The sequence below is a fragment of the Flavobacterium sp. WC2509 genome (genome assembly GCF_052683105.1).
Map to the genome: position 1 here is coordinate 391007 of NZ_JBQZFG010000001.1, position 18945 is coordinate 409951.

The 18945-nt window shown below is 35.9% G+C and carries 9 protein-coding genes; 1 reads left to right on the forward strand and 8 read right to left on the reverse strand.

Features of this window, described 5'->3' with window-relative positions; translation table 11 throughout:
- Positions 1–216: 216 nt before the first annotated feature.
- The 6 genes from ACUN3A_RS01405 to ACUN3A_RS01430 all read right to left on the reverse strand — a co-directional run bounded on the left by ACUN3A_RS01405 (position 217) and on the right by ACUN3A_RS01430 (position 10123).
- Positions 217–1059, reverse strand: coding sequence for a hypothetical protein (locus ACUN3A_RS01405; RefSeq protein WP_445549565.1), 843 nt, complete (start codon positions 1057–1059; stop codon positions 217–219).
- Positions 1060–1179: 120 nt separating this feature from the next.
- Entirely contained in the window at positions 1180–2880 is a 1701-nt protein-coding gene (locus ACUN3A_RS01410; RefSeq protein ID WP_445549566.1) for a RagB/SusD family nutrient uptake outer membrane protein, read from the reverse strand.
- Positions 2881–2899: 19 nt separating this feature from the next.
- Entirely contained in the window at positions 2900–6340 is a 3441-nt protein-coding gene (locus tag ACUN3A_RS01415) for a SusC/RagA family TonB-linked outer membrane protein (RefSeq protein WP_445549567.1), read from the reverse strand.
- Between the two features lie 174 nt (positions 6341–6514).
- Positions 6515–7720, reverse strand: coding sequence for a FecR family protein (locus ACUN3A_RS01420; protein WP_445549568.1), 1206 nt, complete (start codon positions 7718–7720; stop codon positions 6515–6517).
- Between the two features lie 66 nt (positions 7721–7786).
- Complete coding sequence (locus ACUN3A_RS01425) at positions 7787–8341, reverse strand: RNA polymerase sigma factor (RefSeq protein ID WP_445549569.1); 555 nt, start codon at positions 8339–8341, stop codon at positions 7787–7789.
- Positions 8342–8989: 648 nt separating this feature from the next.
- Entirely contained in the window at positions 8990–10123 is a 1134-nt protein-coding gene (locus ACUN3A_RS01430; protein WP_445549570.1) for a DUF4861 family protein, read from the reverse strand.
- Between the two features lie 433 nt (positions 10124–10556).
- Here ACUN3A_RS01430 and ACUN3A_RS01435 point away from each other — a divergent pair, with 433 nt between their 5' ends.
- The gene (locus ACUN3A_RS01435) at positions 10557–11255 is read left to right on the forward strand and encodes a DUF1826 domain-containing protein (protein WP_445549571.1); all 699 of its coding nucleotides are present in this window, start codon (positions 10557–10559) and stop codon (positions 11253–11255) included.
- A gap of 41 nt (positions 11256–11296) precedes the next feature.
- Here ACUN3A_RS01435 and ACUN3A_RS01440 read toward each other — a convergent pair whose 3' ends face one another.
- Positions 11297–12508 carry a sensor histidine kinase gene (locus tag ACUN3A_RS01440; protein ID WP_445549572.1) on the reverse strand — a complete coding sequence of 404 codons (1212 nt, stop codon included), beginning with the start codon at positions 12506–12508 and terminating at the stop codon, positions 11297–11299.
- A 25-nt stretch (positions 12509–12533) separates the two neighbouring features.
- Positions 12534–18893 carry a HAMP domain-containing protein gene (locus tag ACUN3A_RS01445; protein ID WP_445549573.1) on the reverse strand — a complete coding sequence of 2120 codons (6360 nt, stop codon included), beginning with the start codon at positions 18891–18893 and terminating at the stop codon, positions 12534–12536.
- Positions 18894–18945 lie beyond the last annotated feature (52 nt).

Consider the following 18945-nt stretch of genomic DNA (forward strand, 5'->3'; position numbering starts at 1 on the left):
TGCTTGGCCAGTCTGCCTTTTGGGTTCGGGTCGCTGATATTAATGTAAAAATCCGTTTTTATCGGCTTAAATCCGTGTCATCCGTGTGCCATTTTCAAAATTGGTATTAGTCACGGATAGTTATTTTAACGTAATTATTATTTTAAAGTGGGTATTTATTAATCGAAAAGCCCCAATATTTGAGGCTTTTTGAATAAATAATTATTTTCAATAGATTTACAAACTAAAAGATTGAACCACTTTACCTACGTAATCATTTTCTGTAGCTCCATAAAAACTAAATCTGGTATTATTGGAGAAAGTATAAGTTCTTAATTGAGATGTTGGATCATTAGGATCGCTGGCTTTTACAGTTGGGGCTCCAAATTTAGTAATAATAGCATCCATTTTTGTGTTTGTGTTGTTTATTTTCCAAGCATTTCCCAAGTCACCAGCATAGTTTGTATAATTCACTTTAGTACCATCAGGCATGGTAGTAAAAAAATTAGAACTGTTTAGATTTATATTGTTTACTTCAAACGTACCTGCAGTTGTTTTTCTAATTGCAACAGAAATTCCTTTTGATGGATATGCCCATAACTCAACTGAAGAATCCGTAGTTGAAGTTGTTTTGTTGGTTGGCGCTCCCAAAAGTTCCAAAACTTTAGAAGATGGATCGGTCGGTCTAATTCCTTCTGCGTAAGTATAAGTAGCGTCAACTCCGTGAGTAAAAAAACCCACTTCTATACCACTTTCTGTTTTGCTGTCAGCGTTCTTTAACTGCGCAAATACTAATGATCTCGGAGCGGCCACAGCTGACGTTATATCAAATGTGGTAGCTGCTGTTTTGGCAAATTTAAGTGGTGTTGCAGTATTAAGACTATATAGATTTGCGTCTGTATAGCCGGTTCCGTCAATATTCAAAGTTATTTTTTCTTCGATGTAGGCATTATTTTTAGTCACTGTAACGCTGTTAATTGCCACAGCTTCATTGTCATCTGTTGAGCAAGATGCTAAAAGACCTATCAGACATAGCCCCAAAATATTGTGAATTATATTTTTAAGAGATTTTTTTCCCATGATTTGTATTGTTAAAAAGTTTTTATTTAAAAACGAATTATATTTTTTATAAGCTAACTCAGATGGGTGTAATTCATTAAAGTCTTAAATAATTACACCCAACGAGCTAAGCTAGTTTTACTATTTCCAAAGTTCGTTTTGAACCAGTTTAGTGTTTACTCCCATTTCTCTCAAAGGAATAGGAAATAACGTGTATTTGTCTGCAGCGTTTTCTGCTCCAGCAGCATAAACTTTATATCCCGTGTTTTGTGTGTTATTACGTATTTCAGCACCCACTGATTTCATTGTGGAAACATATTTACCCCAACGAATCAAATCCAAGCGACGGAAGCCTTCGAAACACAATTCAAGAGTACGCTCTTGTTCAATGGCTAATTGAAAATTATCCTTTGATAAACCGGCAGGTAAATCAGAAACAGCAGAAGCGACGTTAATATTTAATCCAAAAGCTCTTCTTCTTACTTGATTAACGGCATCGTATGCAATTGCAGTAGGACCATTTACTTTATTTTCGGCCTCGGCCAACATTAACAATACATCTGAATAACGCAATATAGGCCAGTTGATCGAGGTATTATTTTTATCTTTTACTCCTGCCTCGTATAATCTTCTCCATTTACCAATATATCTATAATGATTGGTTGTGGCATAAGGAGTTTGTACCATAGAAACATCTTTATCACCTTTTAAAGTTACTGCCGTAAAGGTAAACGGTGACATTGCCCAGTCGCGACGCAAATCACCCGGTTTATAAGCTTCCCATAATCTTGCGATACCCGCTGATGTTCCATAACAGAATCCGATAGAGTTCTGGAAGGCAAGATTTTGCATTGAAATTCCAATAGTACTACCTACACGACCAAATTCCACTTTACCATCCGTATTGTTTCCTTTAAAATCAACTTCCCACATAGATTCCTTAATATTGTACTTATTCTGGCACATATTAATAAAAGTTTGGGCATAGGCATTATTAGTAAAAGCAAGAACATTGATATTCGCACCAGTTGCAGGGACTAGAGTAACAGCAGGCGTGTTTAATGACGCATCAAAAGTGGTGTTCAAAGCATGCTGCCCAGAATTTTTCACCTTGGTAGCCCACTTCAATGCTTCCGCATATGCGGTTGGGTCATTGTTAGGAACTCCAGCCATTGTCAAATAAACTCGCGCTAAAATTCCTTGTATTGCGGTTTTTGTAATACGGCCAGAAGAACCTCCTAACTCAGGTGCTGTTGACTCATACACTTTACTTTCGGCATCGGTCATATCTTTAATGATTTGAGCATAAGTATCAGCAGGAGCTGACTGAGCAATATACACATCATCCGGACCTGTCGTAGCCGTCAATTTCAACGGAATATTACGGAAATGTTCGACCAAAAGAAAATGATAATAGCCTCTTAAAAATAGGGCTTCACCCAATATCTCCTGACGCTTTGTTTCGTCCATTACGGGTTTGTTGATATTCGCAATCACTTGATTGGCACGGTCAATACCCATATAAAGAGTATTCCATAACTTACCTACTACAGCATCTGCAGTATTAAAATTGTTCCCCCTAACACCGGATATTGTACTGCTTACATAAACACTTTCGTCAGTAGTTACATCAGTCCATTCCCATAGCATATCTTGATAATAACAATCCGAACTTTGATTGTTCAAGGCATCGTAAACCCCTGCCAAACCTTTTGTAAGCCCAGCCTCATCAGTAAAAAATTGGTCGGCAAAAACGGTATCGATAGGCTCAGTGTTTAAAAAATCTTCACAAGACACTGTAGTAAGTGCCAAGGCTGCAACTAAAAAATATATCTTTTTCATTTGTTTTTATTTTTAAATATTAAAACGAAGCTCTGGCTCCAATTGCTATTGTACGAGCTCTAGGATAGGCTGAGAAATCAAACCCTGCAACCAAAGCAGAACTGTAAGTGCTTACTTCAGGATCCATACCTGTATATTTAGTCCAAGTAATTAGGTTTTGAGCTGAAGTATAAAGTCTTAATGATTTCATTTTAAATTTACTAACCAATTTTTCATCAAAATTATAACCAAAAGAAACTGTTTTAAGTCTGATGTACGAACCGTCTTCTATTGTACGAGTAGAGTAACCAGCAATAGCTGCAGTAGTTCCTCCAAGACGAGGTATATTAGAATCCGGGTTACCAGCATTCCAACGATCTGCATAAGTTGCAAACATATTAAGGTTAGCATTGTTACTTCCTCCTTCAAACAAAATACGGTTGGTATTCATCAGGTCATTACCATATGACCATTGAAAAAACACATTCAAATCAAATCCTTTGTAAGTAAAATTATTAGTAAAACCTCCTACGTGTTTTGGTAAAGTATGTCCTATTACACCCGCATCATCAGCAGTAAGTTTTCCATCGCCGTTGATATCTTTAAATTTGATATCTCCTGGACGTATCGCAGTTCTTACGTTACCGTTATCTGGAACACCTAATTTTAGTAGAGGAGTACCGCTAGCATCATAGTCGAACATGCTGGTTTTATAAGTTCCTTCATATACATAACCATACATTTGTCCAATTGGCTCTCCAACTTTTGCAATTGAATAAGGTACATTTTGCCATGCAACATCCCAGTAGATATTGGATTTCAATTCAGTCTGATTATCTGCCAATCCAGTTATTTTATTTTCATTAAATGAAATATTAAAAGACGTTGACCAAGAAAAAGTAGGCGTTTTTACGTTTACGGTGTTTAAAGTAAGCTCCAAACCTTTATTTTCCATCGAACCAACATTTTTGGAAGCGTTTAAGTAACCTGAAGAAGCAGGAAGATCAGCTTTTAATAATAAATCTTTGGTTTCTTTTTTATACACATCGGCAACAAAGGTGATGCGTTGATTAAAAAATCCTAAATCAATACCAAAATTGGTTTGTGCCGTAGTTTCCCATTTCAAATTTTCATTCCCTAAATTTGACGTAACAATACCATCCACATATTCATTGTTAAATACATAACCTTTATCATACGGAGAATTAAATTTAGTCAGGTAGTCAAAATCACCTACTCTATTATTTCCAGTTTCACCATAAGAAGCTCTAAACTTACCATCTGATAATGTCTTATTCTTTTTCAGGAATTTTTCATTTTTAAATCTCCATGAGAAAGCTCCCGATGGGAAATATCCCCAGTGATTTTTAGAAGAAAACTTAGACGAACCGTCAGCTCTCATAGATGCAGTAAGTAAATATCTTGAATCATAGTTATAATTTACCCTTCCAAGAAAAGAAGCCATTGTCCAAACAGAATGTGTATTATCAACCTTTGGTCGAACACCTTGATATTCTAGCGGAGTATCATACTGTAAAGCATCAAGCCCCATTTCCTCATTTGGAAGAAAATTACCTATTACTCCATAATTTTCACTAGTTCCTTTTTGCATAGTAAAACCACCCAATGTATTTATGCTGTGTTTATTATATGTTTTACTCCAAGTCAAGGTGTTTTCATTCAGCAAGTTTTGAGTATTATTTCTCATGATCCTACCATTAATCCCGTTAACACTTCCAGCCATCCCGCCTGAGGTCAAATGGTTATTGAAAATGTTATTTGTATTTTTGGTGTCAACAATTCCACCAGTAACGCGAAGTTTTAAACTAGGGATAAACTCGTATTCCAAATACCCATTGGCAATTAAATTGTTTGTTACTCTTTCATTGAGTTGATTTTCTAAATTAATAACCGGCTGAACACGATAATCTGCAGAACGATTGATATCTGGATCTGTAAGTTCAGTATCCGGATCTATTGAAGAAGTGCCGTATCCTGTGATAGGACGATACCCCCAAATAGAGTACATAGTATAATTCGAGTAACTACCAGTATTTTGAGAAGGCACGTTTCCACTTGCATTCGTATAACTGTAATTCGTATTGATTCCCACTTTAAATTTTTTACTAAATTGGTGATCCAAAGTTAAGCGGCCTTGGTATCTAATGTAGTTGGAATTAATTACGATACCATCTTGATCCACAACATTTCCTGATAGAAAATATTTTGTTTTTTGGGTTCCTCCGCTTACGGATAGATCGTAAGTATTCATGAAAGCACTTTTTAACGTTTTATCCTGCCAGTCATCACCTTCCATAGTTTTGTAACTATCTATAGTTCTTCCTGGTGGTAAGTAAAGTTGTGTTGGACTTTTGAAAGGTGCTGCACCAATAGGTGTAGGGTCTCTTTCAATTTGCATTTTCACAAATTCGTAAGGGTCCATCACTTGCACTTTGTTGTTCAATTGCTGAATGGCTGTGGTATTCATGAAGGTAAACACGGGTTTGCCCACTTTTCCTTTTTTAGTGGTGATTACTATAACACCATTGGCTCCCCTTGCTCCATAAATGGCGGTTGCAGAGGCATCTTTCAAAATATCAATAGTTTCAATATCCTGTGGATTAAGGCTGTTGTTGTCCATACCTTCTATAGGGAAACCATCAATAACATACAGAGGAGCATTGGATTGGGTAACCGAGTTGTTTCCACGGATTACAATATTTATTCCTGCTCCAGGTTGACCATCACCTGAGCTAACCTGTACCCCTGCTACACGTCCTGCCAAAGCTTCATCGAATGAACGCACAGGCGCTTTTATTATGTCTGTCATAGATACCGAAGCAACAGAACCAGTGATATCTTTTCTTTTTACTGTACCGTACCCTACAACTACAACATCATTCAAAGTTCCTGTGCTTTCTTTTAGGGAAATATTGACAGTAGTTCTACCATTCACTTTAACCTCCTGTTTATCAAAACCGATATAAGTTACTACAAGAACTGCGTTTTCACTGCTCAGCTCAAGAGAAAAATTTCCGGTATAGTCTGATTGAGCAACATTAGTAGTTCCTTTTTCCAGAATATTTGCACCAGATAAAGGTTGGCCACCAGCTTGATTGGTAATCTTTCCCGATATACGACGCTTCTGTACCTTGCTATTTGCATTATTAGTTTTGATATTTTCTTTGATAATAATATTATTATCACCCGATAATTTAAAATTAAAATTACCGCCCAATAAACTTTGTTCCAATAATTTTGAAACTTCGATTGCGCCTTTTTTCAATTTTACTTTCGGCATATTCGCAAACAGATCTTCAGGGTAAATAAAACGATATTTAGTCTGTTTTTGAATAATGTTAAAAACTTCATCTACCGGCACCATTCTATCTTCCTCAATAGTCACTTTCTGTTGAGAAAATGATTTTTCGGTCGTGAAGCTAAATAGCGTTATACTTAATAAGAAAAGAAATGTTTTCATAATAGTAAATAATATTCGTTTTCGAAATAACGAATGTCCCTTGGTTAATTTAAATTTCATAATTTTGCATTGTGTTAGTTGAATAATGGTTTAATTAATACTCATTTAGAGGGTCGAAGTCTATGCACCGCCAAATGTTTGACTTCGTTCCCTTTTCTTTTAAATAATTTTATTTTATTTCAGAATCACAGTTTTACCTGTAATTTTATAATCTTTAATAATTCCAAAACCTTTAATAGTTTCTAAAACTTCTTCTATCTTTTGGTCTTTTCCTATAGTACCATTGAATCCGGATTTTTTAAGTTCAGGATTTGCAAATTCTACATCCAAATCATACCATCTGGATAGTACCTTCATTATGTCTTCCAAAGATTTTCTTTTGAAACTAAAAACCCCTTCCTTCCAGGATATTTCATTATAGACATCAACAGTGTTAACCACTAATGTTTTAGATTTCAGGTTTAGATTTGACTGTTGGTTCGGTATTAATCTCTGTTTGCTGTTTTCGGCAGTTACATCCACTTTACCTTCAACCAAGGTTGTATAAACATTAGTTTCATCTTTGTAGGCTTTAATGTTAAACTCCGTACCTACCACCTCTACTTCTTGAGATTTATTCAAAACCTGGAACTTAGCACCTTTATGTGCTGTACTAGGAGAAACATCGAAATAGGCTTCACCATACACTAGCTCCACTTGACGAAGTTCACCTTCAACAAAAGCTACAGGAAATTTTAATTGAGATTCCGAATTTAACCATACTTGTGTTCCATCCGATAATTTAATTGAGAATTGTCCTCCTCTCGGTATAGTTAGGTAATTGTAGGCAATTTTTGTTTGCTCTTGTTGTGCACCTTTATAAACAATATTCTTTCCGTTGCTGGTCGCATTATGTGTATGGAAACTATTGCCACTTTTTAATACCACTACAGAACCGTCTTCAAGGGTTAATGTTGCTTTATCCGTTCCAGGTTCAATAGCAGTAGTAACAATTGCTGGAGTAACCTCTATAGGTGTAGTAGTAGATAAATTATTTCTAAAAACGTAGGTAGTGGCTAATATTCCAACCACAACGGCTGCAGCTGCATATTTGAACCAACGATTTCTAATAGAAATCACCTTAGGCTCTTCTTTAACAACTTGCACTAAAGGGTTTTCTAGTCTAGAGACAATTTTAGTCCATGCTTTATCTTTATCGATATGATCAGCAAATGCTATTTGTCTGGATTTTTTATACAGTAACAATATATCCTTAAACAGAACTTTGTTTGCAGGTGCCTCATCTAACCATTTTTGCAAATCGTTAAATTCGGTTTCACTTATTTCTTTCGTCGTGTATAACGAAATAAGTTTTAAAATATGGGCGCTAATTTTACTCATTATTGATGTGTTATATTATATATATAATCAAAGATCAAAAATGGGTGACAAAAAATTTACTTTTTTTTAAACTAACATTAATATTACAATTACATCAAGTTTACCGCGAAGTTGTTTTAAGGCTCTTGCATAATGAGTTTTCACCGTATTTACTGAAATATCAAGCTGTTCAGCCACGTCTTTATATTTCATATTATCCAATACAATAGCTTTAAAAACTTCCTTGCTTTTTTCAGGTAAAGCTTCTACTTGTTCAAAAAGCTTCTTTTTTTCTTCTTCCAAAGTAGCAAAATCTAATTGTTCCTCCTCCATTAATTTATTGACAACATTTTCGATATCTTTAAATTGATACTTAGATTCCTTTTTGATAGCCTGTAAAGTATTATTTTTTACAGATTTGAACAAATAAGGTCCTATAGCATTGTCGATTTTCGTATATAACTTTTCATCCCAAAGCTTTATAAATAAATCCTGTACAATATCTTCGGCTAACTGAAACGAATCACAATATTTAAAACTATAAGTACACAAAGGCATATAATACTTATCAAACAATTGATTGTATGCAATAGGATCATCTTCTTTAAGTCTTTCAAGAATTTGTATATCGTTTAATTTCATAAAACCGCTTAGGATTAATAGTATTTATCTGTGGTATTTCTTTTTGCCAAATTTCGAGCCAAATATATTATTTTATAAGATATAATTCATTCTTTATAAAATATTATGATTTATCAATTAAATATAACAAAAATTTCACATTACGATAATCTGCAATTTGTAAAAGCCAAGGAAATAGTAGAAACTTTATAAAATGAATCAATATTGCAAATTCAATAGACAGTATTCAAGTCTCCAATATTCTGGAATTAGTCACTTTACCACTTAGTAAATTTTACATTCCTTTAAATTTACCATTAAAAGTCATAGCGAAGCATTAACATAAAAATTAAATAATTTAGAATCAATATACCTTAATTGTACCTTAAAGGTATCTATAAAATTTTAAAAACACTAGATATTTAAGATAAAAAACACATAAATTCACAACGTTGTTACAAAAAAAAAGCTTTTCAATAATAATCATTTCTGATTCATTTTGAAAAGTAAGTACTACATCAACGGGAATTTGTATGTGAGAGTATAAGCCCAAAAGCCCACTTCTTACGAAATGGGCTTTTAAATCAGTTTATATGCTTTAATTTAATTCTTTTACAAACATTTGAATCTTAGCATATCCGAAATTTTAATAATTTTAAAAGATTAGGATTATTTTACACTTACAAGTAAAGGTTCTTTTATTTGCTGATAAAAATTATTCAAGTAGTTCTGCCATTTTTTGGCATCGGTAATTTCTCCAGCCTTATCCCAAGCAGCTCCACTGTAGTAAATGACAGGAACATTGTTTTTAACTTCAGTTCTTGCCAAAATTTGTTTGTTGGTCACCATCATATTCGTCACAGGTGAGGTTAATAAAGCACCAACACCAGTTGTACCATCTTGGCCATGAACAGGCTCCCAATACCCCATAAGTCCCTGTTGTTCATTTAATGATATAACACCATTTTCAGGTCTTTTGATTATACCTACTACTACAGGTAGTGGTTTATCACCGTCAAAAGAATAAAGATTTTCTATTCTGTTGAGTTGAGAACCCGCATCTAGAGAAATAGTTTTTGTGGCTTTAACTTTTATTCCGCCAGCATTCCAAGTATCAAATGTTAATTGAAAAGTAGAGCGCAAAGGTCCATTGTCCAATACTTTCCATTGACGGTAATTTGCCGAATAATAAATGGAGTCTTTTACATAAGGTGCCATATTCCCCGCTCCCAATGAAAATCCAACATGATAATAATCCATTCCGTCACCATGGTCGATATGGTATTCGTTTCGCTTATATCTTTCGTTGATTATGAGCCTATCGGTTCGTTTTACCCAAACATCTAAACCATAGGCATCATACTCGGTGTGTTCTAATGCTTTTCCGTAGGCACGAAAGGCTATCTTGTCATTTTCCCAAGCAAAATCATCTTTACGCTCCGGGACATAACGAGCATAAGTTTTAGCAATAAAAGTTTCTGGTTTTCCTTTTTGTATAAAAACAGGAAGTGTAGTTTTTGCTTTAAAATCAAGCTGTATCAATAAATTTTGAATTTCAGGCAGTCCTTGGTGTTCCAACTGAAAAGGAATTTGCTTTTTGGTAATTGAGTTAATGACAACAAAATTGGTAGTATCAATTTGAGGATAATGAGATGTAATCGTTTTCCAAGATATGGCCACTACGGCTGCTTTTCGTTCCAAAGACGAATTGTTTTGGATGGAAACAGTCACTTTGGCCTGCGCCAAAATCACTAATGGAAAAATCATAAGAGCTAAACTGGAAAAGGTTTTTCTAAATTTCATAATGAGTTATAAGGTTTCGGTTATATAAATGAATTAAAATTAAAAAGAGTTTTTGGTAGACATTCGTCAAATTAGTTGAACAGCTATTATTGATATTTCATACAGTAAACTAGCCTCTTCATACATATATCGATCTCATACTCATTATTGATGTCCTAATACTATAATATAATCAAGTATTAAAAATGGGTGACAAAGATTTACTTTTTTTAAACCAACAATACCATTATAATTAAATCCGTGACAATCTGTTCAATCCGTACAATCTGTGGCTAATTTTTTCTCAATCCCACATACTAAATGAAGCGTTTGTAAAGCGGTTCCCCTTCCTCCTGCTTCTTTTCTCTTCATTCCAATTTTTTAGTTGCAAAAGTACACTCGGAATTGCATAATTTTGTAATGCGTTAAGTAACCAGCTTCTTGATATCATACTATGAGCAATACATTTTCTAACAACAGACAAATAGGAATAGCATCCACTTTTTCTGAACTTGTAAATACTGATTTTAACGGAGAAATGAATGCGCTATGTTGGTACAGAAATTTGGAAGGTGATTTTGAAGACATTGTAAGTCAACTGCAGATAAAAGAAAATATAACAGAAGTTTATCCTGAAGATCTATTGGCACTCCAACTATCTGAAAAGGGAATTATAGCAAGAGAAATCATTTTAAATGATTTACAATTATTAACCGATTTTGGAGCATCCCCTTCTCTTAATTTACTTAAATGCTATGAACGGGATGATGAATTTGATTTCATATCCACTGATGTGTATTCGTATCATGTAGATCGTTCACCAATTGCAACGGATACTTTTCTATGCACCTATCACGGAGCTGCAAGTGATATTATTTCTAATGAACAAGCGGTACAAAAAATTCTAATCCCTGAAATTCGAAAAAAGCTGGCAACGTTACATAACGGACCATCGGAGGAATTTGAAAACTTTTTGAAAGAAAATTATTTTGATCTGCATTATGAGGCACAACCCCATATAGTGCCTATTAATTTAGGATTAGGACATCTTTGGCGTCTGGCAGTGGATCATCCAAAACAACAAGTACCACCATGTATTCACAGAGCACCAATAGAAAATGAAGGAGAATATCGTTTATTGCTGATTTGCTAAAAAAACAGTTTCATTAATATTCTCTACGCTATGTAAATATCTTACTCAGCTGGCAAGTATATATTAAATGTCGCACCTTGCATACTCTCTCCATTGGCTGTTATGATACCGTTATGATTTTCAACAATTTTCTTGACAATGGCAAGCCCAATACCAGTACCTTCATAAATATCTCTGCCATGTAATTTCTGAAAAACTCCAAATATTTTTTCATTGTACTGTGGCTCAAATCCAATTCCATTATCAGCAAAACTAATGTGATAGTAATTCGTTTTTCTCTCTAATTCAGTACCATCTATAAGCCTGCTTTTTATATGTATATGCAATGGAACTTCTGCTTTTGCAAATTTAATTGAGTTGTGAATTAGATTTTCCATCAGCTGTACAAATTGAAAAGGAATAATTTTGACTGAATCATGAAACTCGGTTGTAATAACACTGTTTGTTTCTAATAGATTTTCTTTTAATGCTTCCTTTACGTCATCAACAACTGTATCGAGATCTACTTTTTCAAATCTCCGCTCTACAATAGTGACGCGGGAAAAAGTCAAAAGACTATTGATTAGTTCACGCATTCTATTAGTGGCATAAAGAATTCTGTCAAATTTCTGTTTACCGTCTTCTGACAAATTCGGATATTCATTATGAAGGATGCGATTCGTAAAAGTCTGAATTTTTCGTAAAGGCTCTTGAAGATCATGACTGGATATATAAGTAAAAGCATCCAATTCCATGTTTTTCTTTTTAAGTTCTTCCGCATGTTTTTCTATTGCGGCATATTGAGAAGCGAGTTCTTTATTGGTTTTTAAAATAATTTCATTAAGTGCATGGGTTTCTTCTTCCTTCTTTTTTAACTCCTGATTTTTTCGAAACAATTCGGTAAAAACCATGACTTTGGCTTGTAATATTTCGGGCGATAACGGCTTAATCATATAATCAACAGCACCCGATTGATACCCTTTAAAAATGTATTCCGAACTATTCATATTGGCAGTTAGAAAAATGATAGGAACATGTTTTAGTTTATCGCTTTGCCGAATTAATTCAGCTGTTTCAAAACCATCCATCAACGGCATTTGTACATCCATCAGTATAATGGCAAAATCCTGATTTTTCAGTAAGATTCGCAATGCATCTTTTCCTGATGTTGCTTCAACAAACTGATAACCTCTATTAGCCAGAATGACTTGCAAAGAAAGTAAGTTTTCTTTTTTGTCATCCACTATTAATATTTTAACTGCCTTATCTTCCATTATATCTGCATTAAAAATAAAATTATTATTTAAGCCACACACGCATTAGCGAAGATAACTGTTCTACATTTACAGGTTTGGTTATATAATCCGAAGCTCCCGATTCAATACAACGCTGTCTGTCACCTTTCATTGCTTTTGCTGTTACGGCAATAATAGTAAGATCTTTATGTCTGGCATCTTTTCGAATACGTTTCATAGTCTCATAACCATCCATTTCCGGCATCATAATATCCATCAGGACAATATCAATATTGTTCTTTTCATTAAGAATATCAATCGCTTCCTGACCACTTTCTGCACTGATAACATCTAATCCATAACGTTCTAAAGCAGTTGTTAAGGCAAATAAATTACGAACATCATCATCTACGAGTAATACTTTCTTTCCTGGCAAAATATCTTCTTTTAAATAAAAAGATTCTATACTGCTTCTCATCGCATCAGGCAGTTCTTTATGGACACGGTGCATAAATAAAGCGGTCTGATCAATTAGCTCGTCCATCGAAACCGCACTTTTTAAAATAATACTATGGGCAAATCTATTAAGTCTTGCTCTTTGTTTCTTATTGACATCACCAGCCGAATGTATAATAATTGCCGTCTCCTGTCCTGCTATATTATTTTCTAAATCGCTAATTATATCAAGACCATCTGCATCTGGCAAAACCAAGTCTAAAATAATACAATCAAATGATTTTTGTTGTATCTGCTCCACTGCTTCTTTAGCTGTTTTGGCACTAAAAACAGTAATATCATCGCCTTCAATAGCTTTTAATATTCGGTCTAATTCATCCTGATTATCATCAACAACTAAAAGATTTTTAGCTTTTTTGTTTTTAAAATCATGAATATCATTAAACAGATAGTTTAGCGAATCATTCTTTACTGGTTTCAGAAAGAAGTTTCTTGCCCCGCGTTTTAGCCCTTTATTTCTTTCGTCTTCACCCGAAATAATATAAACCGGAATATGACGCAGGTTAAAATCTGTTTTTAGTCTGTCGAGAATTTTCCAGCCGCTGGTATCCGGCATATTCAAATCCATCGTAATTGCGTGAGGACGAAACTGATTGATGAAATCAATGACATCATTTCCTTTTGTGGTAACAATCGCCTTGATTCCATTGAGATGCGCCTGCTCCAGCATAATTTTGGCAAAAGTCAGATTATCTTCAGCAATCAAGAGCACTTTATCATCGGGTTTAATATCAGTTCTGTCATCCCCTACCTCATCAACGAAAAACAAATCAATATCAGATCTATTAAATTTTTCTGATGGCAATGATTTAATTCGGCCTTTAATATCGGTTTCTTCTTCGACATCAATATCTTCTATTTCAGGAATATGAACATATTTTAAAGGAAGAAATAAAGTAAATTTACTTCCGATGTTTGTTTCACTCTCCAATTCAATACTTCCTCCCAATAAATCAGAAAGTCCGCGGCTAATAGAAAGTCCTAAACCTGTTCCTCCATATTTACGACTTGTTGAACCTTCGGCCTGTTGGAAAGCTTCAAAAATGATATTTTGTTTTTCTTTGGAAATTCCAATTCCAGTATCTGAAATTTCAAATGCTACGACATCTTCTGCATTTTCAAGACTGATATTATTAATTTTCCAGTTGTTATGTGCTTTGTAAATTTTAAGTTTTACTTCTCCTTTTTCGGTAAATTTGAAAGAATTTGAAAGCAGGTTTTTCAAAATTTGATTTAACCTTTGTGAATCTGTTTCTATCAATTCCGGAAGATTATCATCCATCGTAATATTAAAACGAAGATGTTTGGCTTCAGAAATTGGATTGAAAGTAGAAGCCACAAATCGGCTGATTTCTTCAAAACTGATTGGGTTATAATCCACCGAAATATATCCGGATTCAATTTTAGATAAGTCAAGAATATCATTAATCAGCTGAATAAGGTCATCACCACAAGAGTTAATTGTTTTCGCAAACTGAATTTGTTTTTCAGATAAATTTCCGTCACGATTCGCAATTAATTCGTTCGCTAAAATCTGCAAACTATTCAATGGCGTTCTTAACTCGTGCGACATATTCGCTAAAAACTCTGATTTATATTTGGATGTCAAAGTCAGCTGATCGGCTTTTTCTTCCAAAGCTTTTCTGGCAACCTCAACTTCCTGATTTTTAAGCTCTACCTCTTCTTTTTGATTAGCTAATAAAAAGGCTTTTTCTTCCAGTTCCTCATTGGTGTTTTTCAATACTTCCTGCTGGCTTTTTAGCTCTCCTGCTAATGATTGTGATTGTACCAAAAGTTCTTCCGTTCTTGAATTTGATTCGATCGTATTCAATACAATACCAATACTTTCTGTTAATCCTTCAAGGAAATCCAAGTGCGTTTCGCTAAAAGTATCCAATGAAGCTAATTCAATAACGGCTTTTAATTGTCCTTCAAATAATACGGGTAAAATGATCACATCTTTTGGTTTAGCATCTCCAAGTCCGGAGTTTATTTTGATGTAATCTTTAGGAACATTACTCAAAATAATTCTCTCTTTTTCAACCGCAACCTGACCAATCAATCCCTCGCCCATGGCGTATTGCGTTGGAGAATCTTTTCTTTTAATATAAGCGTATGATGCAATCAGATTCAGTTTTGAATCATCAAAATTTTCACCTTCCTGCAAAATATAAAATAATCCATGTTGAGCCGTAACAACCGTCGCCAACTCCGAAAGGATTTTTTTGGTAACCGAATTCAGTTCTTTTTGCCCTTGAAGCATTTGGGTAAACTTAGCCAAATTCGATTTCAGCCAGTCTTGTTCCTGATTTCTTAAAGTCGTTGCTTTAAGGTTCGAAATCATCTGGTTGATCGTATCTTTTAAGGCTTCAACTTCACCTTTTGCTTCAACACCAATGGTTCTGGTTAAATCTCCCTGCGTTACCGCCGATGCCACCTCAGAAATCGCACGTACCTGCGTGGTCAAATTTGCCGCCAGCTGGTTTACGTTTTCTGTTAAATTCTTCCATGTTCCTGATGCTCCCGGTACATTCGCCTGACCTCCTAGTTTTCCTTCTGCTCCCACCTCACGGGCAACCGTTGTTACCTGATCAGAGAAAGTTGCAAGTGTATCAATCATTTCATTGATTGTATCAGTCAATTGCGCCACCTCGCCTTTGGCATCAATTGATAATTTTTGTTTTAGATTTCCTTTAGCTACTGATGTTACCACTTTTGCGATTCCACGCACCTGAGAAGTTAAGTTCGAAGCCATCAAGTTAACCGAATCTGTTAAATCTTTCCAGGTTCCCGCAACCCCTTTTACTTCAGATTGTCCTCCCAGTTTTCCTTCGGTACCAACTTCACGCGCCACACGTGTTACCTCGGATGAAAACGAGTTTAACTGTTCCACCATCGTGTTAAAAGTATTTTTCAAATCCAGAATTTCTCCTTTTACGTCAACGGTAATTTGTTTAGAAAGGTCACCATTGGCTACCGCTTTGGTTACATCTGCAATATTACGCACCTGACCTGTTAAGTTAGAAGCCATCTGATTAACCGAATCTGTTAAATCTTTCCAAGTCCCCGCAACTCCAGGTACGAATGCTTGTCCTCCCAGTTTCCCTTCGGTTCCTACCTCTCTGGATACCCTTGTTACCTCCGAAGCAAAACTTCTAAGCTGATCCACCATCGTATTTACGGTTTCTTTTAATTGAAGAATCTCTCCACGAACGTCGGCAGTAATTTTTTTCGACATATCTCCATTCGCTACGGCAATCGTTACCTCGGCAATGTTACGTACCTGAGTGGTTAAGTTACCCGCCATCTGGTTAACAGAATCGGTCAAATCTTTCCACGTTCCGGCAACTCCTGGTACATTCGCCTGACCTCCTAGTTTTCCTTCTGTTCCTACCTCACGCGCCACACGGGTTACCTCGGATGCAAACTCACGAAGCTGATCCACCATTGTATTCAGCGTTTCTTTCAATTGAAGAATTTCTCCACGAACGTCAACGGTAATTTTTCGGGACATATCCCCATTTGCTACAGCAATCGCCACATCGGCAATATTACGTACCTGAGCGGTTAAGTTACCTGCCATCTGGTTAACCGAATCCGTTAAATCTTTCCAGGTTCCCGCAACTCCTGGCACATTCGCCTGACCTCCCAGTTTTCCTTCGGTTCCTACCTCTCTTGATACCCTTGTTACCTCCGAAGCAAATCCTCGAAGCTGATCCACCATAGTATTAATTGTATTTTTAAGCTCTAAGATTTCTCCTTTTACGTCAACGGTAATTTGGAGCGACAAATCTCCTTTTGCTACTGCTGTGGTTACTTCGGCAATGTTACGTACCTGACCAGTTAAATTCGATGCCATCTGGTTTACGGAGTCTGTTAAATCTTTCCACGTTCCACCAACACCTTCTACCTGTGCCTGGCCTCCCAGTTTTCCTTCGGTACCCACCTCACGCGCTACACGAGTTACCTCAGATGCAAAAGAGTTCAGCTGGCCCACCATCGTATTAATCGTATTTTTAAGCTCCAGAATTTCTCCTTTTGTATCAACGGTAATCTGGCGTGATAAATCGCCTTTTGCTACCGCTGTCGTCACCTCTGCAATGTTACGCACCTGACCCGTTAAGTTCGATGCCATTTGGTTCACGGAATCTGTTAAATCTTTCCAGGTTCCACCGACACCTTTTACTTTTGCCTGACCTCCCAGTTTTCCTTCTGTTCCTACCTCAAGTGCCACACGAGTAACCTCAGATGAAAAGGAATTCAGCTGATCCACCATCGTATTAATGGTTTTTTTCAGCTCCAGAATTTCCCCTTCGGCCACAGCAGTAATTTTTTTGGATAAATCTCCGTTTGCTACCGCTGTTGTTACCTCGGCAATGTTACGTACCTGACCAGTTAAGTTGGATGCCATCTGGTTCACCGAATCGGTTAAATCTTTCCATGTTCCACCAACCCCTTTTACTTTTGCCTGACCTCCCAGTTTTCCTTCTGAACCTACTTCACGCGCCACACGAGTTACCTCGGAACCGAATGAATTCAGCTGATCCACCATCGTGTTGATCGTATTTTTAAGCTCCAGGATTTCTCCCGCAACGTTTACTGTAATTTTTTTAGATAAATCGCCTTTTGCTACCGCCGTTGTTACCTCGGCAATATTACGCACCTGACCAGTTAAGTTGGATGCCATCTGATTTACCGAATCGGTCAAATCTTTCCAAACTCCACCAACCCCACGTACTCTTGCCTGACCACCGAGTTTTCCTTCCGAACCTACTTCACGTGATACACGCGTTACCTCAGATGAAAATGAGTTCAACTGATCCACCATCGTATTGATAGTGTTTTTTAATTCTAAAATCTCTCCTTTTACGTCAACAGTAATTTTTTTAGAAAGATCTCCTTTTGCCACCGCCGTTGTTACATCGGCAATGTTACGCACCTGACCTGTTAAGTTGGATGCCATTTGATTTACCGAATCGGTTAAATCTTTCCAGGTTCCTCCAACTCCTTTTACCTGCGCCTGACCACCCAATTTTCCTTCGGTTCCTACCTCTCTCGCCACACGGGTTACCTCAGATGAAAACGAATTCAGCTGATCCACCATCGTATTGATGGTATTTTTAAGTTCAAGGATTTCTCCTTTTACGTCAACGGTAATTTTTTTAGATAAATCTCCTTTTGCTACCGCCGTTGTTACATCGGCAATATTTCGTACCTGACCAGTTAAGTTACTCGCCATTTTATTTACAGAATCCGTCAAATCTTTCCAAACTCCACCAACACCACGTACTTTTGCCTGACCACCCAATTTTCCTTCTGTTCCTACCTCACGTGCCACACGGGTTACCTCCATCGAAAACAGATTCAGCTGTTTTACCATTCCGTTTACCTCTTTTGCAATTCTAAGGAATTCTCCCTGCAATGGATTTCCTTCAATAGAAAGTGGCATTTCCTGTGACAAATTTCCTTTTGCTACCGAAGTAATTACGTGAGCAATTTCGATAGTTGGATGCACAAGATCAGAAATAAGTGTATTTACCGAATCAACGCAGGAACTCCAAGAACCTCTTGCACCATCCAAAGCTACTCTATTCGTAAGTTTACCCTGTTTACCAATACTCTTTCCTACCTTTTGAAACTCAAAAAACATACGTTCATTAAGATCGATGATTTCATTTAAAGTATCACAAATAGATCTTTTGACTCCATTTTGATCCGTTGGAAAACGCTGGCTAAAATTGCCATTTTTCACTTTAATCAAAATCTTTAAAAATTCCGCATCGGTCAAAATAGATTCTTCAGAATCTACTTTTTTAGCTTTTATTTTTAATGGTTTTTCTGCAGAAACGACCGGAAGTACTAATATGCCTTCAGGGTTTTCAGTAGTATTTTCTTTTGATTTTTTCATATTCCAATTTCTTTATATAAAGTGATTCAAAAAATCTTATACATTCATTAAA